Source organism: Streptomyces sp. NPDC058637 (assembly GCF_042717325.1).
GTDB lineage: Bacteria > Actinomycetota > Actinomycetes > Streptomycetales > Streptomycetaceae > Streptomyces.
The window spans coordinates 113,672-135,197 of the sequence record NZ_JBHXRD010000019.1; the positions used below are offsets into that span (position 1 = coordinate 113,672).

22 protein-coding genes are annotated in these 21,526 nt (G+C 71.9%); 13 read left to right on the forward strand and 9 right to left on the reverse strand.

Annotated features, from left to right (window positions below; genetic code table 11):
• Positions 1–204: 204 nt before the first annotated feature.
• A complete protein-coding gene (locus tag ACFWVP_RS20690; RefSeq protein WP_384498612.1) occupies positions 205–1,317 on the reverse strand; it encodes a DUF5937 family protein in 1,113 nt (370 codons plus the stop codon).
• Positions 1,318–1,421: 104 nt separating this feature from the next.
• On the opposite strand from ACFWVP_RS20690, the gene ACFWVP_RS20695 reads away from it, so the two are divergent.
• On the forward strand, positions 1,422–1,583 hold the full coding sequence (locus ACFWVP_RS20695; protein ID WP_384498548.1) for a hypothetical protein: 162 nt from the start codon (positions 1,422–1,424) through the stop codon (positions 1,581–1,583).
• Positions 1,584–1,637: 54 nt separating this feature from the next.
• On the opposite strand, the gene ACFWVP_RS20700 is transcribed toward ACFWVP_RS20695, so the two are convergent.
• Positions 1,638–2,783 (reverse strand): threonine aldolase family protein, encoded by a 1,146-nt coding sequence (locus ACFWVP_RS20700; protein ID WP_384498550.1) that lies wholly within the window; start codon positions 2,781–2,783, stop codon positions 1,638–1,640.
• 166 nt (positions 2,784–2,949) lie between these two features.
• On the opposite strand from ACFWVP_RS20700, the gene ACFWVP_RS20705 reads away from it, so the two are divergent.
• The 10 genes from ACFWVP_RS20705 to ACFWVP_RS20750 all read left to right on the forward strand — a co-directional run bounded on the left by ACFWVP_RS20705 (position 2,950) and on the right by ACFWVP_RS20750 (position 11,133).
• A complete protein-coding gene (locus tag ACFWVP_RS20705; RefSeq protein ID WP_384498552.1) occupies positions 2,950–3,918 on the forward strand; it encodes a Rossmann-like and DUF2520 domain-containing protein in 969 nt (322 codons plus the stop codon).
• Positions 3,915–4,928, forward strand: a complete 1,014-nt coding sequence (panC, locus tag ACFWVP_RS20710) for a pantoate--beta-alanine ligase (protein WP_384498553.1) — start codon at positions 3,915–3,917, stop codon at positions 4,926–4,928. Before ACFWVP_RS20705 ends, panC begins: the two co-directional genes overlap by 4 nt.
• Positions 4,925–6,691 carry an L-aspartate oxidase gene (locus tag ACFWVP_RS20715; protein WP_384498555.1) on the forward strand — a complete coding sequence of 589 codons (1,767 nt, stop codon included), beginning with the start codon at positions 4,925–4,927 and terminating at the stop codon, positions 6,689–6,691. The genes panC and ACFWVP_RS20715 overlap by 4 nt, the downstream gene beginning before the upstream one ends.
• Positions 6,692–6,693: 2 nt before the next feature.
• On the forward strand, positions 6,694–7,731 hold the full coding sequence (gene nadC / locus ACFWVP_RS20720; RefSeq protein WP_384498557.1) for a carboxylating nicotinate-nucleotide diphosphorylase: 1,038 nt from the start codon (positions 6,694–6,696) through the stop codon (positions 7,729–7,731).
• Entirely contained in the window at positions 7,731–8,528 is a 798-nt protein-coding gene (locus tag ACFWVP_RS20725; RefSeq protein WP_384498559.1) for a type III pantothenate kinase, read from the forward strand. Before nadC ends, ACFWVP_RS20725 begins: the two co-directional genes overlap by 1 nt.
• Positions 8,529–8,678: 150 nt before the next feature.
• Positions 8,679–9,275, forward strand: coding sequence for a hypothetical protein (locus tag ACFWVP_RS20730; protein WP_384498614.1), 597 nt, complete (start codon positions 8,679–8,681; stop codon positions 9,273–9,275).
• A gap of 83 nt (positions 9,276–9,358) precedes the next feature.
• Complete coding sequence (locus tag ACFWVP_RS20735; protein ID WP_384498561.1) at positions 9,359–9,538, forward strand: hypothetical protein; 180 nt, start codon at positions 9,359–9,361, stop codon at positions 9,536–9,538.
• A gap of 101 nt (positions 9,539–9,639) precedes the next feature.
• On the forward strand, positions 9,640–10,062 hold the full coding sequence (locus ACFWVP_RS20740; RefSeq protein WP_384498562.1) for a BlaI/MecI/CopY family transcriptional regulator: 423 nt from the start codon (positions 9,640–9,642) through the stop codon (positions 10,060–10,062).
• A 9-nt stretch (positions 10,063–10,071) separates the two neighbouring features.
• Complete coding sequence (locus ACFWVP_RS20745) at positions 10,072–10,653, forward strand: amino-acid N-acetyltransferase (RefSeq protein ID WP_384498564.1); 582 nt, start codon at positions 10,072–10,074, stop codon at positions 10,651–10,653.
• Positions 10,654–10,797: 144 nt separating this feature from the next.
• Positions 10,798–11,133: an Lsr2 family protein gene (locus ACFWVP_RS20750; RefSeq protein WP_056793525.1), complete on the forward strand. Its 336-nt coding sequence runs from the start codon at positions 10,798–10,800 to the stop codon at positions 11,131–11,133.
• On the opposite strand, the gene ACFWVP_RS20755 is transcribed toward ACFWVP_RS20750, so the two are convergent.
• Entirely contained in the window at positions 11,112–11,699 is a 588-nt protein-coding gene (locus ACFWVP_RS20755) for an SCO3374 family protein (RefSeq protein WP_384498566.1), read from the reverse strand. The genes ACFWVP_RS20750 and ACFWVP_RS20755 overlap by 22 nt on opposite strands.
• Before the next feature lie 428 nt (positions 11,700–12,127).
• On the opposite strand from ACFWVP_RS20755, the gene ACFWVP_RS20760 reads away from it, so the two are divergent.
• Complete coding sequence (locus ACFWVP_RS20760) at positions 12,128–14,656, forward strand: ATP-dependent Clp protease ATP-binding subunit (protein WP_384498567.1); 2,529 nt, start codon at positions 12,128–12,130, stop codon at positions 14,654–14,656.
• 1,303 nt (positions 14,657–15,959) lie between these two features.
• Positions 15,960–16,682, forward strand: coding sequence for a M23 family metallopeptidase (locus ACFWVP_RS20765; RefSeq protein WP_384498569.1), 723 nt, complete (start codon positions 15,960–15,962; stop codon positions 16,680–16,682).
• Here the strand turns inward: ACFWVP_RS20765 and ACFWVP_RS20770 are convergent.
• The 6 genes from ACFWVP_RS20770 to ACFWVP_RS20795 all read right to left on the reverse strand — a co-directional run bounded on the left by ACFWVP_RS20770 (position 16,625) and on the right by ACFWVP_RS20795 (position 21,408).
• Entirely contained in the window at positions 16,625–16,993 is a 369-nt protein-coding gene (locus ACFWVP_RS20770) for a hypothetical protein (protein ID WP_384498571.1), read from the reverse strand. The two genes, ACFWVP_RS20765 and ACFWVP_RS20770, sit on opposite strands and share 58 nt — an antisense overlap.
• A gap of 12 nt (positions 16,994–17,005) precedes the next feature.
• Positions 17,006–18,325, reverse strand: coding sequence for a two-component system sensor histidine kinase CseC (gene cseC / locus ACFWVP_RS20775; RefSeq protein ID WP_384498573.1), 1,320 nt, complete (start codon positions 18,323–18,325; stop codon positions 17,006–17,008).
• Positions 18,322–19,035 carry a two-component system response regulator CseB gene (gene cseB / locus ACFWVP_RS20780; RefSeq protein WP_384498575.1) on the reverse strand — a complete coding sequence of 238 codons (714 nt, stop codon included), beginning with the start codon at positions 19,033–19,035 and terminating at the stop codon, positions 18,322–18,324. Before cseB ends, cseC begins: the two co-directional genes overlap by 4 nt.
• A 12-nt stretch (positions 19,036–19,047) precedes the next feature.
• Positions 19,048–19,740, reverse strand: coding sequence for a hypothetical protein (locus tag ACFWVP_RS20785; RefSeq protein WP_384498576.1), 693 nt, complete (start codon positions 19,738–19,740; stop codon positions 19,048–19,050).
• Positions 19,728–20,312, reverse strand: coding sequence for a SigE family RNA polymerase sigma factor (locus tag ACFWVP_RS20790; RefSeq protein ID WP_384498577.1), 585 nt, complete (start codon positions 20,310–20,312; stop codon positions 19,728–19,730). The genes ACFWVP_RS20785 and ACFWVP_RS20790 overlap by 13 nt, the downstream gene beginning before the upstream one ends.
• Positions 20,313–20,505: 193 nt before the next feature.
• Complete coding sequence (locus ACFWVP_RS20795; protein WP_384498578.1) at positions 20,506–21,408, reverse strand: A/G-specific adenine glycosylase; 903 nt, start codon at positions 21,406–21,408, stop codon at positions 20,506–20,508.
• Positions 21,409–21,526: the final 118 nt, after the last annotated feature.

The window sequence follows — 21,526 nt, forward strand, 5'->3', positions numbered from 1 at the left end:
CCCTCCGCCGGGTCGGCGGGCCGTTCGACGGGGGCGGACCCGGACGGGTCCTGCTCGCCGAGCCCGTGCGGGCCGGCCGGCTGACCGGCCCTCAGGCCATGGGCGGGATCGGTGGGTCGGCGTGGCACGCCGTCGAACCGGACACCGGCAGCCGGCCGCGCGCCGCACCCGGACGCATCTCAGGCGTATCCGCCTCGCGGCCGTTCACCGCAGCACGCCCTCCAGGAAGTCGCTGCCCAGACGGGCCACCACGGTGAGGTCCAGCGCGTGCAGGACGTAGCGCCCGCGCCGCCGTGTGGTGACCAGGCCGGCCTTCTTGAGCACCGCCAGGTGGCGGGAGACCTCGGGGGCCGTGATGCCGTGCGAATCGGCGAGCTCGCCCGTGGTGTACGGGGAACGGGCCAGGTTGCGGCACAGGCGCATCCGCATCGGGTGGGCCAGCGCCTCCATCCGGAGCTGGAGCAGCTCGACGGACGCGGGGGAGGGCAGCTCGGGCCGGTGCACCGGGTAGTGGATCACCGGCCGCCAGCCCGGGGCGTGCAGCACCATCAGATGCGGCCAGCCGAAGCTGGTCGGGATGAGGGTGAGGCCCGTGCCCGCCGCCGAACCCGCGGCGTCGGTCCGGCCCACGGTCAGCTTGTCGACGCTGATCCTGCTCGCGTCCTCGTTCAGCGACAGGGCGGCGGACACCGCCTCCATCGCCGGTCCGACGCCCTTGCGCCGCAGCACCTCCGTCTTGTGCCGGGCGTCGGCGGCCAGCTGGACCTGGACCCGCTGCCAGGTGTCCGCGAAGAAGGCCTCGTCGCAGTCCTCGAAGAGGCGCCTGACCCAGCCGCGTACGGAAGCCGGGTCGGCCAGCAGCTGCTGGGTGAACTCGACCTGCTTCGGCCCCCGGGCCGCCGCCATGTCCAGTGCGCGGTCGCGCATCGCGGCGTCCGCCAGCGGGGAGGGCGCCCCTGTCCCGTACTGGCTCGCACAGGTGAACTCCAGGGCGGCGGCGACGAACCGCTCGTCGTCGAGCCGGTCGAGGATGTCCAGGTCCTCGGCGAGGGTCGCGCCGGTCCTGCCGTCGCCGCCGCGGACACCGGCGAACGGCATGAACACATCGGAGAAGGTGTTCCGCCAGAGGAAATTCGCCTCGTGCATCCGGTCCGCGAGGTCCGGCTCCAGCGCCGCGGCGGTCGCGGTCGCCCAGCCGTGCAGGCCCGGGTGGTGCCCGGGTTCGGAGAGCGCGTGCAGAGCCAGCCCCAGCTCGGCGAGGGGGGATATCTCGAAGAAGATGCGCTCGGGGGGCAGGCCCGCGATGTCGATGTGCACACTCACCCCTCCATAGTGAGGGGTGCGGGGACGGGGCCCGGCGCCGATTGACGGCGGCGGTCAATCCACGGGCGGCCCCGGGGCCACGGGTCCAGGCTGGACGCATGGACATCGTTCAGCAGCAGATGCTCGACAGCTATCGCGCGGCGCAGCACGGCGAGCCGCCGCCGCCGCTGCCCGGCCGCCACGACCGGGAGGTCCTGCGAGACCTCCGCAGACACCTCCTCGGGCGCCCCGCCGCCGCACCGCGCAGGCCCGGCGGCTGAGGACGACCGGGGCGCCGGCCGGCCGGGGGCCGTGCCGTGCCAGGACCGGCCGACTCACCCCAGCCGCGCCACGAACTCCGTCACCGCCGCCCGTACCTGCCCCGCCGTCCACTCCAGCCCCGGCGCCGCCACCGTGACCTCGGTGTACGACACCCCGGGCGGCCCGGCGGGACCCGCGAACCAGCGCCGGAAGAGCGTCACCCCGGTCTCCTCCGCCTGCCGCACCGACGCCTCGTCCAGCACCTCGGTCCCGTACGGCAGCCACACCTGGAACTGATGGGTGTGCGGCGGCTCGGGACACACCCGGAACCACGGCACCGAGGAGTCCGGGAAGCCCTCCGCCAGCGCGGCGGCGACCACCTTCGCGTGCGCGACGTACGAGGGCAGCCTGGGCAGCTCCCGCTCCAGGCCCAGCAGTGCGGAGAGCGCCGCCGGGTACTGCTGGAAGAGCTGCCCGCCGTACCGGTGGCGCCAGGTCCGGGCCTCCTCGACCAGCGACTCCGGACCGGCGAGCACCGCCCCGGACATCCCGTCCAGGGACTTGTAGAACGAGACGTACACGCTGTCGGCGAGCCCCGCGATCTCCGGCAGGCCGCGTCCGAGGTGCGGCCCGCACTCCCACAGCCGCGCCCCGTCCAGGTGCACCACCGCGTCCCGCTCCCGCGCGGCGGCCACCACGGCCTCCAGCTCCTCCCAGGACGGCAGGACGAATCCGGCGTCGCGCAGCGGCAGCTCCAGCATCAGGGTGCCGAACGGCTCCGGGAAGTCCCGGACCTCGGCCGCCGTCGGCAGCCGGGGCGCGGTCGTCGGATGCACCGTGCGCAGCCCGCTCACCGCCCCGAGCGCCCCCTGCTCGTGCACCTCCGGGTGGGCGAGCGGATGCAGCGCCACCACCGGACTGCCCGTGCGCCCCGCCCAGCACCGGAGCGCGACCTGCTGGGCCATCGTGCCGGTCGGGAAGAACGCCGCGGCCTCCATGCCGAGCAGGCCCGCCGTGCGCCGCTCCAGCTCGGCGACGACCCCGTCGCCGTACACATCCGTCCAGCCGTCCAGGTCCTGCACCGTGCCGGCGTCGGCGGCCAGCGCGGCGAGCCGCTCACCCAGCGTGTGGTCCGCGGACCCCCGGGCCAGCACCCTGTGGGAGCGCTGCCATGCCGTCAGCCTGCGGTGCCGTTGCTTCTGCTCATCGGTGACTGCCATGGGACGATCATCACCCGGACCGCCGGCACCGCCCACCCCGTTTTCCACCGCCGCCCGGAGTTACCCACAGGCTGTGGACAGCCGCGAGGTGCCGCGAAACGCTGGCGTAGCATGCAGAGGAATCGTCCGGTACCCCCCGCGGACTGGAACGGAAGGCCGTCGCCGCGTGAACGCATCAGTTTCCAAGGAATCCCTCGACGCGAGGGACCGCCCCGCCCGCCTCACCGTCGGCGTCGTCGGCGCGGGACGGGTCGGCCCCGCCCTCGCCGCCTCGCTGCAGCTCGCCGGGCACCGCCCGGTGGCGGTGTCGGGCGTCTCCGACGCATCCGTGCGCAGGGCCGCGGCCCTGCTCCCCGACGTACCCCTCGTGACGCCGGCCGAGGTTCTCGCCCGCGCCGAGCTCGTCCTGCTGACCGTCCCCGACGACGCGCTGCCCGGTCTGGTCGAAGGCCTCGCCGAGACCGGCGCCGTGCGACCGGGCCAGCTGATCGTCCACACCTCCGGGCGGTACGGGACGAAGGTGCTCGACCCCGCCCTGCGGGCCGGAGCACTGCCGCTCGCCCTGCATCCGGCCATGACCTTCACCGGCGGCTCCGTCGACGTCCAGCGGCTCGCGGGCTGCTCCTTCGGGGTCACCGCCCCGGACGAGCTCAGGCTGGCCGCCGAGGCGCTCGTCATCGAGATGGGCGGCGAGCCCGAATGGATCGCGGAGGAGTCCCGCCCGCTCTACCACGCGGCGCTCGCCCTCGGCGCGAACCACCTGGTCACCCTGGTCGCCCAGTCCATGGAGCTGCTCGGCAAGGCCGGCGTGGGCGCGCCCGACAGGATGCTCGGCCCGCTGCTCGGGGCCGCGCTGGACAACGCCCTGCGCTCCGGCGACGCGGCCCTGACCGGCCCCGTCGCCCGTGGCGACGCGGGCACGGTCGCCGCGCACGTCCGCGAGCTGCGCACGCACGCCCCGCAGGCGGTGGCCGGATATCTCGCCATGGCACGCACCACGGCCGACCGGGCACTCGCCCACGGCCTGCTCAAGCCGGAGTTCGCGGAGGACCTCCTCGACGTCCTGTCGGACAGCGCGAACACGGTGAACGGAACACACGGCACGGACGAGTCCGGACCGGGGGAGAACCGATGACCACCGCACCCGCCACCCTGCTGCGCACCGCCGGGGAACTGCACGCCTTCGCACGGCCCACCGAGGCACGGCGCGCCGTCGTCATGACGATGGGCGCCCTCCACCAGGGGCACGCCACCCTGATCCGTTCGGCACGGGCCGCCGCCGGACCCGACGGCCAGGTCGTCGTCACGGTCTTCGTCAACCCGCTCCAGTTCGGTGAGGCCGCCGACCTCGACCGCTACCCCCGCACCCTGGAGGCCGACCTCGCCCTCGCCACGGAGGCCGGCGCCGACGCGGTCTTCGCACCCTCGGCCGAGGAGGTCTACCCCGGCGGGGAACCGCAGGTCCGGATCACCGCCGGCCCGATGGGCGAGCGGCTGGAGGGCTCCTCGCGCCCCGGGCACTTCGACGGCATGCTCACCGTCGTCGCCAAACTCCTCCACCTCACCCGGCCCGACGCGGCGTTCTACGGGCAGAAGGACGCCCAGCAGCTGGCCCTGGTCCGCCGCATGGCGCGCGATCTCGACTTCGGCATCGACATCGTCGCCGTGCCCACGGTCCGCGACCCGGACGGCCTCGCGCTCTCCAGCCGCAACCGTTTCCTCTCCGCCGACGAACGCCGCACGGCGCTCGCCCTGTCCAAGGCCCTGTTCGCGGCCCGCGACCGGCTGGCCGCCCAGCAGGCCCTGCACGCCCGCGCCCGTACCGTCCCCCGGCGCGACGGCCGGGCCGCCGCGCTCACCCGCCTCGGAGAGGCCCGCGCGGCGGCCGACACGCAGGCGGTGGCACTGGCCAGGCCGACCGTCGGGCCCGCCGCGGTCCGGGCCGCCGCGCAAGCCGTCCTGGACGAGGCGGCCCAGGAGGACGTCCCGCTCGTCCTGGACTACCTGGCCCTCGTGGACCCGGCGGACTTCACCGAGATCCCCGACGACCGGGACAGCGGCGAGGCGGTCCTCGCCGTGGCGGCGCGGGTGGGCGCCACCCGCCTGATCGACAACATCCCGCTGACCCTCGGAGCCCTCACGTGACCGGAATACGGCTGACCGCCCCCGCCCCCGGCTGGGCCATCGACGCGGACGTCGTCGTGGTCGGCTCCGGCGTGGCCGGTCTCACCACCGCCCTGCGCTGCGCCGCGGCGGGCCTCGCCACGGTCGTCGTCACCAAGGCACGCCTCGACGACGGCTCCACCCGCTGGGCACAGGGCGGCATCGCGGCGGCCCTCGGCGAGGGCGACACCCCCGAGCAGCACCTCGACGACACCCTGGTCGCCGGGGCGGGACTGTGCGACGAGACAGCGGTGCGGACCCTCGTGACCGAAGGCCCCGACGCCGTACGCAGGCTGATCGAGACCGGCGCGCACTTCGACACCACCGACGCCGGTGACATCGCCCTGACGCGAGAGGGCGGCCACCACCGCCGCCGCATCGCGCACGCGGGCGGTGACGCCACGGGCGCCGAGATCTCCCGCGCCCTGGTCGAGGCGGTCCGCTCGGCAGCGCTGCACACGGTGGAGAACGCCCTGGTCCTCGACCTGCTGACCGACGCCGAAGGCCGTACCGCCGGCGTCACCCTGCACGTCATGGGAGAGGGCCAGCACGACGGCGTCGGCGCCGTCCACGCCCCCGCGGTGGTCCTCGCCACCGGCGGCATGGGCCAGGTCTTCTCCGCCACCACCAATCCGCCGGTCTCCACCGGCGACGGGGTGGCACTGGCGCTGCGCGCGGGCGCGGAGGTCTCCGACCTCGAATTCGTCCAGTTCCACCCCACCGTCCTGTTCCTCGGCTCCGACTCCGAGGGCCAGCAGCCGCTGGTGTCGGAAGCGGTACGCGGAGAGGGCGCCCACCTCGTCGACGCGTCGGGTACGCGCTTCATGGTCGGTCAGCACGAGCTGGCCGAGCTGGCCCCGCGCGACATCGTCGCCAAGGCCATCACCCGCCAGACGCACCTCCAGGGCACCGAGCACATGTACCTCGACGCCCGCCACTTCGGCGCCGGGATGTGGGAGCAGCGCTTCCCGACGATCCTGGCCGCCTGCCGCTCCCACGGCATCGACCCGGTCACCGAACCCATCCCGGTGGCCCCGGCCGCGCACTACGCCTCGGGCGGCGTCCGGACGGACCTCCGGGGCCGTACGACGGTCCCCGGCCTGTACGCCTGCGGCGAGGTCGCCTGCACGGGCGTGCACGGCGCGAACCGGCTGGCGTCCAACTCCCTCCTGGAGGGGCTGGTCTTCGCCGAGCGCATCGCGGCGGACGTCGTGGCGGACGTAACCCGGTCCGGCAGGCAGCGGGCCGAGGCCGTGACGGCCACCGGCCGGGCGCCCGTCCCGCTGCTCACCGCCGAGTCCCGGACCGAGATCCAGCGGATCATGACCCGGGGCGCCGGAGTGATCCGTTCCGCCGACAGCCTCGCCGCCGCCGCACAGGAGCTGGAGGCCCTGCAGCGGCGGGCCTCCGACGCCGCGGACGCCGAGGTGGACGGCCCCAAGGACGCCGTGCCCGGTGTGGAGGCCTGGGAGGCCACCAACCTGCTCCTCGTCTCGCGGGTGCTGGTCGCCGCGGCCCGGCAGCGCGAGGAGACCCGCGGCTGCCACTGGCGCGAGGACCGGCCCGACCGTGACGACGCCGAATGGCGCAGGCACCTCGTCGTCCGGCTGGCCCCGGACCGCGGCCCGGTGGTCCACCGGACCGACGATTCGGCGTTCCCGCCCGTACGCCCCGGGGATTCAGCAGACTTCGCCGTACCCACCAGCCCCCCGAACCACCCCGCCGACGCCCCCGAGGAGCCGTAACCGTGAGCACGCCCGAAGAGAACCCGCGTCCCACACCCGTGGACGTACCGCTGATCCAGATCGGCGCGCCCGCCGCGTCCGGGGGCGGCTGCGGCGACGACTGCGGCTGCGGCGACGGCTACGACCCGGACGGCCTGGAGTGCGGCCTGGACCCCGCGCTGGCCCAACTGCTGGCCGAGGCCGGTCTGGACCCCGTCCAGGTCGAGGACATCGCCCATGTCGCGATCGAGGAGGACCTCGACGGCGGGGTGGACGTCACGACCGTGGCGACCGTCCCCGAGGAGGACGTCGCGACCGGTGACTTCACCGCCCGCGAGGCCGGTGTCGTCGCGGGTCTGCGCGTGGCCGAGGCCGTCCTGTCCATCGTCTGTACGGACGAGTTCGAGGTCGAGCGCCACGTCGAGGACGGCGACCGCGTGGTGCCCGGCCAGAAGCTGCTCACCGTCACCACCCGCACCCGTGACCTGCTCACCGGCGAGCGCAGTGCGCTCAACCTGCTCTGCCGGCTCTCCGGGATCGCGACGGCGACGCGTGCCTGGGCGGACGTGCTCGAAGGCACCAGGGCCGAGGTCCGCGACACCCGCAAGACCACTCCCGGGCTGCGCGCCCTGGAGAAGTACGCGGTGCGCTGCGGCGGCGGCGTCAACCACCGCATGTCGCTCGTGGACGCGGCCCTGGTCAAGGACAACCACGTGATCGCGGCGGGCGGCGTGGGAGAGGCGTTCAGGCGGGTCAGGGAGGCGTTCCCGGAGCTTCCGATCGAGGTCGAGGTCGACACCCTGGAGCAGGTCGGCGAGGTGCTCGACGCGGGCGCCGACCTGATCCTGCTGGACAACTTCACCCTCTTGGAGACCGAGGAGGCGGTCGCCCTCGTCGGCGGCCGTGCGGTGCTGGAGTCCTCCGGCCGGCTGACCCTCGACTCGGCACGTGCCTACGCCGAGGCGGGCGTCGACTACCTGGCCGTGGGCGCGCTCACGCACTCCTCGCCGATCCTCGACATCGGCCTGGACTTCCGCGACGCCGACGGGACCGGCGCCTGATGCTGCTCACCATCGACGTCGGCAACTCGCACACGGTCCTCGGCCTGTTCGACGGTGAGGAGATCGTCGAGCACTGGCGGATCTCCACCGACGCCCGCCGCACCGCCGACGAGCTCGCCGTGCTGCTGCAGGGCCTCATGGGCATGCACCCGCTGCTCGGGGTCGAGCTCGGAGACGGCATCGAGGGCATCGCGATCTGCTCGACCGTCCCCGCCGTGCTGCACGAGCTCCGCGAGGTCACCCGCCGCTACTACGGCGATGTCCCGGCGATCCTGGTGGAACCGGGCATCAAGACGGGCGTCCCGGTCCTGACGGACAACCCGAAGGAGGTCGGCGCGGACCGCATCATCAACGCGGTCGCCGCCGTCGAGCTCTACGGCGGCCCGGCGATCGTCGTCGACCTCGGCACGGCCACCACCTTCGACGCGGTCTCCGCCCGCGGCGAGTACACGGGCGGGGTGATCGCGCCCGGCATCGAGATCTCGGTGGAGGCCCTCGGGGTGAAGGGCGCCCAGCTCCGCAAGATCGAGCTGGCCAGGCCGCGCAGCGTGATCGGCAAGAACACCGTCGAAGCCATGCAGTCCGGCATCGTGTACGGCTTCGCGGGCCAGATCGACGGCGTGGTCGAGCGCATGAAGAAGGAGCTGGCGGCCGACCCCGACGAGGTCACCGTGATCGCGACCGGCGGTCTTGCTCCGATGGTGTTGGGCGAGTCCTCCGTCATCGACGAGCACGAGCCCTGGCTGACACTCATCGGACTGCGTCTCGTCTACGAGCGCAACATCGCCCGGATGTAGGACGCGCCGACGGGCACCCGCGGTCACCTGCGGGAACGGCTCGGCGGCGCGACGGAGTGCGCCGCGCCGCCGAGCGGCCAGTTAAGCGGATTTTGTCCATTTAGCACGTATTGTCGCGCCATGCCCACGCCCTACGGATCACGCGGCGGCATGGCGTTCGGTGCGGACGAGCTGCGGGTGCTCCGACGTGCCCTCGCCAACGCCCTCCACCCCACGCCCCTGCCGGAAGACGACGTCCAGGACTGCCTGCGCCTCGCGGGTGCGGTGGACGAGGTGGTGAGCGAGGCCGGCCGGCTGCGCGCGTTCCTCCTCGCCGATCTCGCCCGCTACCGCGAAGCGCTCCCCGGCTCGCGCAGCGGCTACCTGGAGCTCCTCCAGGACGCCCTCGCCGCCGGTTACGACCCTCGCCCCGACGACCTCGCGGCCCTGCGCGCCCTGCGCGCCGGACCGGTCGCCGCGGCCCTTCTGGAGCGCTGCCAGGTGCTCGCCGAGCGCTCGGTGCGGGCCCGCCTCGCCGGACGCGCGGTGTCCGTCACGGCGCCGGCGCCACGCGCCCGGCTACTGGCCCTGCCGGGCGGCCTGGTCGCGGCCGAGGAGACCGAGCGTCCGGCAGTCCCTGCCCGGCCCGCACCGCCGGCCCGCCCGGCGGCCCCGGGTGAACGGCCGATGCCCAAGCCCTCCGAGGTCTTCCCGCCCCGCCGCCGTCCCGCGCCGGCGCCCGCTCCGGAGGAGCGCGCCGCGTCCTGAGGGGGCGCGGGGCCCCGGAAGGACACGCCGCGCCGGGGGTGCCCGCGAGGGACCGGAATGCCGGGCTCGATACCCTGGGCGGCATGGACTACGTATCCGCGCTCGTGCCCCCCGTGGTGATGGCCGCCTTCTTCATCGGTCTTGTCGTGACGATCATCAAGAGTCAGGGCGGACCGAACAAGGCGAAGGAGGACGCCGCCGTGGACGCGGCGATCGCCCGTGCCGAAACGGGACAGCAGGCCCCGCGGCCCGAAGGCGTCTGACCCGACCCGAGCGCGAAGGGCGCACGGCTCCCCAGGGGCTGTGCGCCCTTTTCGCACCCCATAAATGCCTCATTCCAGACATCTAGCACTAAGGTGAGGCTGTGCCGCGCCAATTGGGAGAGCTGGAAGACGCCGTGATGACACGGGTCTGGCAATGGAACCGTCCGGTCACCGTGCGGGAAGTTCTCGAAGATCTTCAGCAGGAGCGCTCCATCGCATACACGACCGTCATGACGGTAATGGACAATCTCCATCAGAAGGGCTGGGTGCGCCGAGAAGTGGACGGGCGTGCCTATCGATATACGGCGGTCTCCACCCGGGCCGCCTACTCGGCCGCGCTGATGAACGAGGCCTGGTCGCGCAGCGACAACCCCGCGGCGGCCTTGGTCGCCTTCTTCGGCATGATGTCCGCCGAGCAGCGCGAGGCGCTGCAGGATGCGATGCGCATCGTCGCCCCCACCTTCCCCGAGCCGTCCGGCGACCGGGCCCCGGCCGATGAAGCGCAGCCGGAGACCGGGCGATAGCGTCAGGGCATGTCCTCAGAGCTGCCGCAAACCGAGCCGCAAACCGAGCCGCATACGGATTTTCATACCGACCCGTCGGTAAATAGGCAGGCCATCACAGTCCGCCGGGCCAGGACGAGTGATGTGGCGTCCGTCCGCGCTCTCCTTGACGGGTACGTCTCCGAAGGCATCCTGCTCGACAAAGCGACGGTGACGCTTTACGAGGACATCCAGGAGTTCTGGGTCGCCGAACGGGACGAGGACGCCCGGGTCATCGGCTGCGGCGCACTGCATGTGATGTGGGAAGACCTCGCCGAAGTGCGTACTCTCGCCGTCGATCACAGCATCAAGGGTGCGGGAGTAGGGCACCAAGTTCTGGACAAGCTCTTGCAGACCGCGCGCTGGCTCGGCGTCCGCCGGGTTTTCTGTCTCACCTTCGAAGTGGACTTCTTCGCGAAGCACGGGTTCACGGAGATCGGGGAGACGCCCGTCGACGGAGATGTCTACAGCGAGCTGCTGCGTTCCTATGACGAGGGTGTTGCCGAGTTCCTCGGTCTCGAACGAGTGAAGCCGAACACCTTGGGCAACAGCCGGATGCTTCTGCACCTGTGAACGGTGGAAGAACCCCGATCCCTATGTCCGAATCGCGCATGTTTCCCGTGTTCTTGCACTCCTCGACCTCTCCCAGGGGTTTGTGTTTTCCGGAGAAAAGCGGTTTCCTTTCCGCGTACTGCATTTTCGATGAAAGGAAATCCGGTGGCACAGAAGGTTCAGGTCCTTCTTGTTGACGACCTCGACGGTGGCGAGGCGGACGAGACAGTGACGTTCGCTCTGGATGGCAAGACCTACGAGATCGACCTCACCACGACCAACGCGGACAAGCTGCGTAGTCTTCTTGAGCCGTACGCCAAGAGTGGCCGTCGCACCGGTGGTCGCGCCGCGACCGGCCGTGGCAAGGGCCGCGCCGTGGCCGGTGGCAACAAGGACACTGCGGAGATCCGTAAGTGGGCGCGCGAGAACGGTCACAATGTGAATGACCGCGGTCGCGTTCCGGCCGAGATCCGTGAGGCTTACGAGAAGGCCAACGGCTGACCTGTCGGCCGAGCGGCCAGCAGGTGCGTCCGGGCATGCGCCAGTCGGGCCCGGTGGCATTCCGTTGCCGCCGCGTCCACGAGTCGTACGAGATCGGGAGTATCCCCACCCCTGCTCCCGAGGCCGGCCAGGGCCGGGAGCGACAGCTCCACCTCCTGGTGCGGTTCGGGGGGCCGCAGCCAGAACGCGGCCCCCGGCGAGCCTCCCGCCCTGCCGGGCGGTACCGGAGCCGTGATGTGCCCGCCCGTGCCGATGCCGGCCAGGGCGAGAGCGATTCCGCCCCACTCCAGCCAGTCGAGCAGTCCGGGCAGCTCGTCGGCGCTTCCCGCGGCCACCAGCAGCCGCATCCGCCGCCCGGCGAGTGCCACGGGCCCGGTGCGGCCGACCCGGCGCAGCACGGCGTGACCCACCGCCGCGGGCAGCTCCAGAACGTCGAAGCGAAGCCCCGTCAGCAGCCGTACGGGCGAGGTCCCCGCCGTGTGCCAGCCGAGCTCCTGTGCGTACCACTGCGACCCGTCGTCGGATTCCGGCGACGAGCGGGGGGTCGGGACGAGGGCGGCAGCCATGTCCGATGAACCGTCGGACCGGCCCCGGAGTTACGCGTCGTCAGTGATCGATCGCGCAACGTGTCCGTGTTGGGGGCGTACGGGGGCATTCGGCAGCGCGAAGTTGTTCGCCCGTAGCGGAGGGAACGGGGGTGCGCCGCATGGACTGTCAGTGAGTGCGGGTAAGACATCCCTAGTGGGAAGGGGCGACACGCGGGCAAAAACGTCTCACGTTCGCCATCGGCGTACTGGCGAAAGGGCTATCTGCCTGGCCTGCGGGAACATCGTCTCGCACCATCGGGTTGGAGCAGTTGTCGGCGTTCGGGGCAGGAGGCCATCGCGGGTGTCGGCAGTTGAAATGAGCGGTCCCCGCCTGCGGGACTAAGCTGCGGAAGGACAGGGAGGGGACCGACCCCTTACTGCCTGACCGCTCTGAGGAGCGATTAACGATGTTCGAGAGGTTCACCGACCGCGCGCGGCGGGTTGTCGTCCTGGCTCAGGAAGAAGCCCGGATGCTCAACCACAACTACATCGGCACCGAGCACATCCTCCTGGGCCTGATCCACGAGGGTGAGGGTGTCGCCGCTAAGGCCCTGGAGAGCCTCGGGATTTCGCTCGAGGCGGTCCGCCAGCAGGTGGAGGAGATCATCGGTCAGGGCCAGCAGGCCCCGTCCGGACACATCCCCTTCACTCCCCGGGCCAAGAAGGTCCTGGAGCTGTCGCTCCGCGAGGCACTTCAGCTCGGCCACAACTACATCGGCACCGAGCACATCCTGCTCGGCCTGATCCGCGAGGGCGAGGGCGTCGCAGCCCAGGTCCTCGTGAAGCTGGGCGCCGACCTGAACCGGGTGCGGCAGCAGGTCATCCAGCTGCTCTCCGGGTACTCGGGAAGCAAGGAGGCGGCCACGGCGGGCGGCCCCGCGGAGGGCACGCCCTCCACGTCCCTGGTGCTCGACCAGTTCGGCCGGAATCTCACCCAGGCCGCTCGTGAATCCAAGCTCGACCCGGTCATCGGGCGCGAGAAGGAGATCGAGCGGGTCATGCAGGTGCTGTCCCGCCGCACCAAGAACAACCCGGTCCTCATCGGCGAGCCCGGCGTCGGCAAGACGGCGGTCGTCGAGGGCCTGGCGCAGGCCATCGTCAAGGGCGAGGTGCCCGAGACCCTCAAGGACAAGCACCTCTACACCCTCGACCTCGGTGCGCTGGTCGCCGGTTCCCGCTACCGCGGTGACTTCGAGGAGCGCCTGAAGAAGGTCCTCAAGGAGATCCGCACCCGCGGCGACATCATCCTGTTCATCGACGAGCTCCACACCCTGGTCGGTGCGGGTGCCGCCGAGGGCGCGATCGACGCGGCGAGCATCCTCAAGCCCATGCTGGCGCGAGGCGAGCTCCAGACCATCGGCGCCACCACGCTCGACGAGTACCGCAAGCACCTGGAGAAGGACGCGGCGCTGGAGCGCCGCTTCCAGCCCATCCAGGTCGCGGAGCCGTCGCTGCCGCACACCATCGAGATCCTCAAGGGCCTGCGCGACCGTTACGAGGCCCACCACCGGGTCTCCATCACGGACGAGGCGCTGGTCCAGGCCGCCACCCTGGCCGACCGCTACATCTCGGACCGCTTCCTGCCGGACAAGGCGATCGACCTGATCGACGAGGCCGGTTCCCGGATGCGCATCCGCCGGATGACCGCGCCGCCGGACCTCCGCGAGTTCGACGAGAAGATCGCGGGTGTCCGCCGCGACAAGGAGTCGGCGATCGACTCCCAGGACTTCGAGAAGGCAGCTTCCCTCCGTGACAAGGAGAAGCAGCTGCTGGCGGCGAAGGCCAAGCGGGAGAAGGAGTGGAAGGCCGGCGACATGGACGTCGTGGCGGAGGTCGACGGCGAGCTCATCGCCGAAGTCCTGGCCACGGCCACGGGTATTCCGGTCTTCAAGCTGACGGAGGAGGAGTCCTCCCGTCTGCTGCGCATGGAGGACGAGCTCCACAAGCGCGTCATCGGTCAGAAGGACGCCATCAAGGCCCTCTCGCAGGCGATCCGCCGTACGCGAGCAGGCCTGAAGGACCCGAAGCGTCCCGGTGGTTCGTTCATCTTCGCCGGTCCGTCCGGTGTCGGTAAGACCGAGCTCTCCAAGACGCTCGCCGAATTCCTCTTCGGCGACGAGGACGCGCTGATCTCCCTCGACATGTCGGAGTTCAGCGAGAAGCACACCGTTTCGCGTCTCTTCGGCTCGCCCCCCGGATACGTGGGTTACGAGGAGGGTGGCCAGCTCACCGAGAAGGTGCGCCGCAAGCCGTTCTCCGTCGTTCTCTTCGACGAGGTCGAGAAGGCCCACCCCGATATCTTCAATTCCCTGCTCCAGATTCTGGAAGACGGTCGCCTGACCGACTCCCAGGGCCGGGTCGTGGACTTCAAGAACACGGTCATCATCATGACGACCAACCTCGGGACCCGGGACATCTCCAAGGGCTTCAACCTGGGCTTCGCCGCCCAGGGTGACGTGAAGACGAACTACGAGCGGATGAAGGTCAAGGTCAACGAAGAGCTCAAGCAGCACTTCCGGCCCGAGTTCCTCAACCGTGTCGACGACACGGTCGTCTTCCACCAGCTCACCGAGGAAGACATCATCCAGATCGTCGACCTGATGGTCGACAAGGTGGATGAGCGCCTCAAGGACCGCGACATGGGTCTGGAGCTCAGCCCCGACGCCAAGTCGCTCCTGGCGAAGAAGGGCTACGACCCCGTGATGGGCGCCCGGCCGCTGCGCCGGACGATCCAGCGCGAGATCGAGGACATCCTCTCCGAGAAGATCCTCTTCGGTGAGCTGCGCCCCGGTCACATCGTGGTCGTGGGCACCGAGGGTGAGGGGGACGAGAAGAAGTTCTCGTTCCGCGGCGAGGAGAAGTCGGCACTGCCCGACGTCCCGCCGATCGAGCAGGCGGCAGGCGGCGCCGGCCCGAACCTGACGAAGGAAGCGTAGGGCGCGTAGCGCCTGAGCGTGTGGGGCTGCCCCGGACCGGTTCACGGTCCGGGGCAGCCCCATTTCCGTGTCCTGGGGCCCACGGGGGTGAGGGCGGCCTTCGGGGCGTGAGGCGGTGCGGGGCTTGTGGCCGGGCCGGGTTCTTCGTCCGAACGCCTGTCCGGGGCGGAGGGCAGGACGGCGCCCTTACACGTGGTGTCGGTGCCTGCCCGGGGGCGGGCGGCCCCGGATCCTCGCGCTGAGGGGGCCTGCTGCTCGGTTCCGGGCGGTGCGGGGTGCCTCCTGTTCCTGGGCGGGCGGGCGGTGCGCCTGCCGACGGGGTACGGGGTGAGGCGCCTGCCCCGGGCGGGAGCGTCGGGTGGGGTGGCTGGGCCGAGGTGGGGCGGCAAACCCCGTGGGAGGCGCGCGCTGGGTCTGCGGGGGTAGCGCCGCCAACGTGCCGCCGCTGTGCCGGGCAAGGGCGCGGCGGCACGCCGGGCGCTCGTGGTGGGCCCGTCGGGGTCGGCCTGACTGCGTCCGCGCGGTGTCATGGGCGTATCAGCCAGGTCCGGAGGCTGCCCCTCGCGGTGCGGGCGCCTGCCCCGGACCCGCCCACCCAAGGGGTACCGACTCCGGCACTCCACACTCCGAGCTCAGGCGGCTTGCCCGGACCCGCCGCGAGAGCGGCGTGCCCTCGGTGTGGTGAGGGTTCAGGTGGCCCGCCGCCCCTGCGCCGACCTAGGTCGCACCGCGCCGCCCTGCCCGGCTCCGGCAGCCGCGTATGCGCACATGGTGCGCCTGCGGGGGGCCCGCCCCGGTGCCGATCGGGGCGTGAACCGGCCCGATCCGGCCCTCTACCGCGTGATCCGGGAGATTCCGGGGGGCCGCGTCCCGCGCCCGGGGAGCCGCCGTCCGCCCTGCGCGGGAGGTCCCGAAACGGAAGGTCTTTGGTCCCACCGGCGGTGACAAGGCGCACAGCCCTTCGGAGGCCTACTACGCGCGGTAGGAGCAAAGTCATTGATCGCTCAAGGGACCTTGGCCCCGCAGCGTGGCGGGACCTTCGGCATGGCGGGTTGATACGCCCGGATCGCCGCCCTGTGTCCGATAAGGGGGCTTTCGTTCTGGGGTTAAACCTGATCCGGGAAACTGATCCAGGCGGGTTCTCGGAGCGTCGGGCGCAGAGGGCGACGGTGAATTCCCCGGAGGGTATCTACGGCTTTTGATCGTAGATGGGGGGTTTGAGTGTTGCCCGGGGTGCGGGTTACCAAGGTGGAGCAAGCCCGGTCCGAGCACTGGGTCCAGTCACCCCGGAGGTTCACCCCGCATGTCGAAGCGCGTTACGTTCCAGCACTCCCGCCGCCCGTCCATGTCCCGCGTCAGTGGCGCCGTCGTGGCCGCCGGCCTGGGTGCGTCGATGGTGTTCGGCGCGGGCGCGGCGTTCGCGTCCGGCACGACGGGCACCGCGGGCACCGCGGCCCTCGCCGGCGCGGCCACCGCCGACTCCGTCGCCCAGCAGGCGACCGCCCAGAGCAAGGCCGCCGACGCGGCCAAGATGTCCGCCGCGGAAAAGAAGGCCGACAAGAAGGCCGCAGCCAAGAAGAAGGCCGCGGCCGCGAAGAAGAAGGCCAAGTCGTGGGAGGCCCCGGTCAACCACTACGTGCTGAGCGCGACCTACGGCACCGGCGGCGACCGCTGGGCCAGCAAGCACTCCGGCCAGGACTTCGCGGTGCCGATCGGCACCAAGGTCGAGGCCGCGCACTCCGGCCGGGTCGTCAAGGCCGGCCCGAACGGCGGCGGCGACGGTCCCGCGTACGGCAACGCCATCGTGATCAAGCACTCCAACGGCAAGTACTCGCAGTACGCGCACCTGTCGAAGATCGAGGTGAATGTCGGCGACCGCGTGAAGACGGGCGAGAAGATCGCCCTGTCCGGCAACACCGGAAACTCCAGCGGCCCGCACCTCCACTTCGAGATCCGGACCTCCCCGAACTACGGCTCGGCGATCAACCCGGTCTCGTACCTGAAGTCCGAGCACGTCCACATCTGACAGACGCCCTGAGCGGCAGGGCCCGGGTCATGGGCCTTGGTCACCAGTTCGACGGCGACCCCGGGAGCAGCCTTGCGCTTCTCCCCGGGGTCGCCTTCGACGTCCCTGAGGGCCGGCATGCCCGCGTGCATCGCGAGGAGTGCGGTGAAGCGGCGCACCTGTTCGGTGAGCGGGGCGTCGGGTTCCTTGAGCAGGTCCAGCAGGGCGATGACCCGGTGCTTGATGGCGCCACGGAAGGGCCCGGAGGCGAATCCCGCCTCCGGGCCCTTCCGTATCGCCGGGGTTCCTCCGCGTCCGCGAAGCCCTTCCACGTCCGCGCGGGTTCAGTCCGCCTGCCGCAGGACGGGGAAGCTCCCGGTGGCCGTCGGTGCGTGCTCCGGCAGCCACAGCACGGCGACCGCGCCGCCCGCGCCGTCCGCGGCACCGGCGGGTGCGGCGTTGCGGAAGGTCAGACGGGCGCCGAGGACCCGGGCCTGACCGGTCGCGATCGTCAGCCCCAGGCCGTGACCGTCTCCGGCCCGGTCCGTGCTGCCGGTACGGAACCGGCTCGGTCCGTCCCGCAGCAGCGCCTCGGGGAAGCCGGGCCCGTGGTCGCGGATCCGCACCACCCGGCCCTCGACCGTCACCTCGACCGGCCCCGACCCGTGCTTGGCGGCGTTCCCCAGGAGATTGCCCAGGATGCGCTCCAGGCGCCGCGGATCCGTGGACACCCACGACTCGTGCACCACCTGGACCGTGATCTCCGGCCTCAGCAGACCGACCCGCCGGCTGACGAACTCGCCCAGCGGCAGTTCCTGCAGCTCGGCCCGTTCCGACGCACTGTCCAGCCGGGCCACTTCGAGCACGTCCTCGACCAGGGTCCGCAGCGCCTGGGCCCGGTCCCGTACGAGCTCCGTGGGCCTGCCGGGCGGCAGCAGCTCGGCGGCCGTGAGCAGCCCGGTCACCGGTGTGCGCAGCTCGTGGGCGATGTCCGCGGTGACCCGGCGCTCCGCCTCGATCCGTTCGTTCAGCGCGTCCGTGAGAGCGTCCACCGCTCGCGCCAGCTCATCGGTCTCGTCCCGTACGACACCGCCGACGGCCTCCCGTACCCGCACGTCCGTGTTGCCCTGGGCGACCTTCCCGGCCGCCGCAGCCGCCTTGCGGAGCCTGCGGGACAGCTGGCCGCCGATCAGGACCCCCAGCGCGGAACCCCCGAAGACGGCCGAGACCGAGCCGATGATCAGCGCCCGGTCGAGGTCGTCCATGATCGTGGCACTGTGGTCGGCGAACCGGGTGTGCAGCGACAGGACGTCCCCGTTGGCCAGCGGCACGGCCGCCCAGACGTCGGGCACACCGTCGGCGTCCTCGTCGACATGGGTGGCACGCCGGTTGTCCCGGACCTGGTCGCGCAGGCCGGCCGGCAGCCTGCGGTCGTTGAGCTCGGCGCCGAACTTGGGCGACGGCTTCTGCGTGTTCGACGCCTCGTACAGCCGCTGGGCGAAGAGGAGACGCTCCAGCTGGACCTCGCGGGCGTTCTCCAGCATCGAGACGCGCGCGGCGTTGTGGACGACGAGGCTCAGGGCCAGGGCGATGAGTGCGCCGACCGCGGCGATCGCGATGCTGATCTTCCAGCGGACACCGGTCCGCAGTGCGAGCCGCGTCATGCGCGGAGCTTGTAACCGAAGCCCCGGACCGTCTCGATCCGGTCCTGCCCGATCTTGGTGCGCAGCCGCTGCACATGGACGTCCACGACCCGGGTGTCACCGCCCCAGCCGTAGTCCCAGACCCGCTCCAGGAGCCTGTCCCGGGAGAGCACCGTGCCGGGTGCCGAGGAGAACTCCAGCAGCAGGCGCATCTCGGTCGGCGTCAGACCCACCTGGTCACCCGCGCGGCGCACCTCCATACCCTCCCTGTCGATCTCCACGTCGCCGAAGACCAGGACGCCGTCCGTCTCCCCTGGCGCCTGGCCGCCCGAGGTGCCCGGCTGCCCGCCCGGGCCCGAGGCGTGGCCGAAACGGCGCAGCACGGCGCGGATCCGGGCGACCAGCACCGCCCCGTCGAACGGTTTCGTGACGTAGTCGTCGGCCCCCGCCTCCAGCCCCAGCACCACATCGATCGAGTCGGCCCGCGCCGACAGCATGATCACGGGCACGGTCGACTCGTCGCGGATACGGCGGCACAGGCTGACCCCGTCGAGCCCCGGCACCATCACATCGAGCAGCGCGATGTCCGGGCGGTCGGCCCGGAAGGCCTCCAGGCCCCGCAGCCCGTCCGGCATGGCGGTCACCGTGAAACCGACGCGTTCCAGCGCGAGCTGGGTGGCCTCACGGATGACGTCGTCGTCCTCCACGAAGAGGACATGGGTCTCGGCCATGCGGGCAAGTCCTCAGTTCTGCGCCGTCGGCGGCGCGGGAAGGTCGCCCTCGCCGAGAGCCCGGTTGAAGTCGTTGTGCACCCGGTCGGTCTCGATGAACCGGTCGGCCGCCCAGCGGTAGGTGATGACGTCCTCGCCGGAGGGGTAGGCGATGGCGTCCTTCGACCCGTACACCTGGGTCGTCACCACCAGGTCACCGCGGTCGATGGTGCCGTAGACCGCGGGTATCTCGGCCGTGAAGACGTTCTCGTACGAACCGTCCGCGCCCTGCCGGTAGACATAGGTGCCGACCCCCACCGAATCGCCGCAGGTCATCACGTTGACCACGAGGTCGGGGGCCGGGCCGTCGGTCAGCGAGCCGTACGAGGTGTCCACCGGGTACTCGTCGCCCGCACAGGGCTTCAGCTCGTTCCTGATCCGCCCGCTCACCTCCGGGTCGGCCTTGACGAGCAGTACGGCGTTGACCCGCGCGGCGGGCTTCGCCGTCCCGGTGGGCACGGCGGTCGAGGGCGTGGCCTGGGCGACCGGCCGGGCGCCCGCCGGACCCTCGTCGCGGGTGCCCGTACCGCCGGTGGAACAGCCGGCGCAGAGCAGTGCGAAGGCGGCGAGCCCGGCCATGGCCGTACTCCCCGCCGCCAGGCCGGCCCGGAGCGTGCTGCCCCGGTGGGCCGTCGTTCTGTCACCGCTGCCTGTCAGGCCGCGCACCGCTCCCGCCCCCGCTCGACATGACGCCTGTCCGGCTGCGCCGGTATCCGCGCCGGTGCGCCCTCGGCCCCATGGCCCCGGGCGGCACGGTCCTCCAGCTCCTGGCGCAGTCGGGCCAGGGCGCGGTGGAGCGTGCTCTTCACCGTACCGGCCGACATGCCGAGTGCCGCGGCCGTCTCCTCCGTGCTCATCTGCTCCCAGTGTCGCAGCACGACGACGCTGCGCTGCTTCGGAGGCAGGACACCCAGGACGTCCATGAGCAGGGCGCGGTCGGCGCGCTGCTCCGTGCCGTCGTCGACGCTCGCGTCGGGGAGCTGATCGGTGGGGACCTCATCGAGCTTGCGGGCCCGCCACCACTCCGTACGCGTATTGATCATGACGCGGCGCAGATAGGCGTCGGCCAGGGACTTGTCGGCGATGCCGTCCCAGCGGCCGTAGGTGCGGACCAGGGCGGTCTGCAACAGGTCCTGCGCGTCCACGGGGTCGGGGACCAGCCGGCGGGCACTGCGCAGCAGCGCGTCCTGCCGGGTGCGTACGTACTCCTCGAATTCGAGCACCTCGCCCTGCGCCATCACAACCGCCTCCGTCCCCGTGGATCCCCGAGATGTCGCCGTCGGCGGGTGGTCCCTCACCGACGCCGATGACGCTACGGAGGGGTTGTCACGAGGATGTGCGCAGCAGCCGTACGCGGACGCACGGCTGTCCATCGGTTGTGTAACAGCCGCTGGACAGCCGTGCGTCCGCCGGTGCGTCGTCAGGTCGTCGTCAGGTCAGCGGAAGCCGGTACCGGCCGTTCGCGAGGGGTTCCACCAGGCCGTCGGCGACCAGACCGTCCAGGGCGCGCGCCCGCTGCACGGGCTCCTCCCACACGGAGTCCAGCGCGGACTGCGGCACCGGCACGACCGACTCGCGCAGGACGGCCAGCAGCCGGCCACGCACCTGCCGGTCCGTGCCGGCATAGGTCTGGCCGCGGCGCGGCGGACCCTGGTGGGCGGGCTTCCCGGCCAGCCGCCAGGCGCACTGTCCGGAGATCGGGCAGCGCGTGCAGTCCTCGTTCTTCGCGGTGCACACGAGTGCGCCGAGCTCCATCGTGGCCGCCGCCCAGCGGGCCGCGCGTTCGTCCTCCTCGGGGAGCAGGGCACGGGCGAGCTTGCGCTCGGCCGCGGTGGTCGCGTTCGGCGGGTACTGGATGCCGGACGCCGCCCGGGCGAACACCCGGCGGACGTTCGTGTCGAGTACGGCATGGCGCTGGCCGTACGCGAACGAGGCCACGGCCGCCGCCGTGTACTCGCCGATCCCGGGCAGCGCGAGCAGCTGGCCGTGCTCGCTCGGCACGTCCCCGCCGTGCCGTTCCGTTATCGCCTGGGCCGCCCCGTGCAGCCGCAGGGCGCGTCGCGGGTAGCCGAGCCGGCCCCAGGCGCGGACCGCTTCACCGGGCGCGTCGGCGGCCAGGTCGGCGGGGCGCGGCCAGCGGGCCAGCCACTGCTCGTACACCGGGAGGACCCGGCTCACCGGGGTCTGCTGCAGCATGAACTCGCTCACCATCACACCCCAGGCGCCCGCCTCGGGGCGGCGCCAGGGCAGATCGCGGGCATGCTGCTCGAACCACCCGATGACGGGGGTGTGGAGGGAGGCGGGGGGCGTCTGTGTCGAAGTCGTGGCAGTCATCGCACCCACGATCCTGGCACGGAAGACGGGACATGGGGCACGGCAACGGGGGTGTCGCCCCGGCCGAGGGCTCACGGGGTGATAACGCCACCCGTTCTGTCCCTTCGGGCCGGGGTCG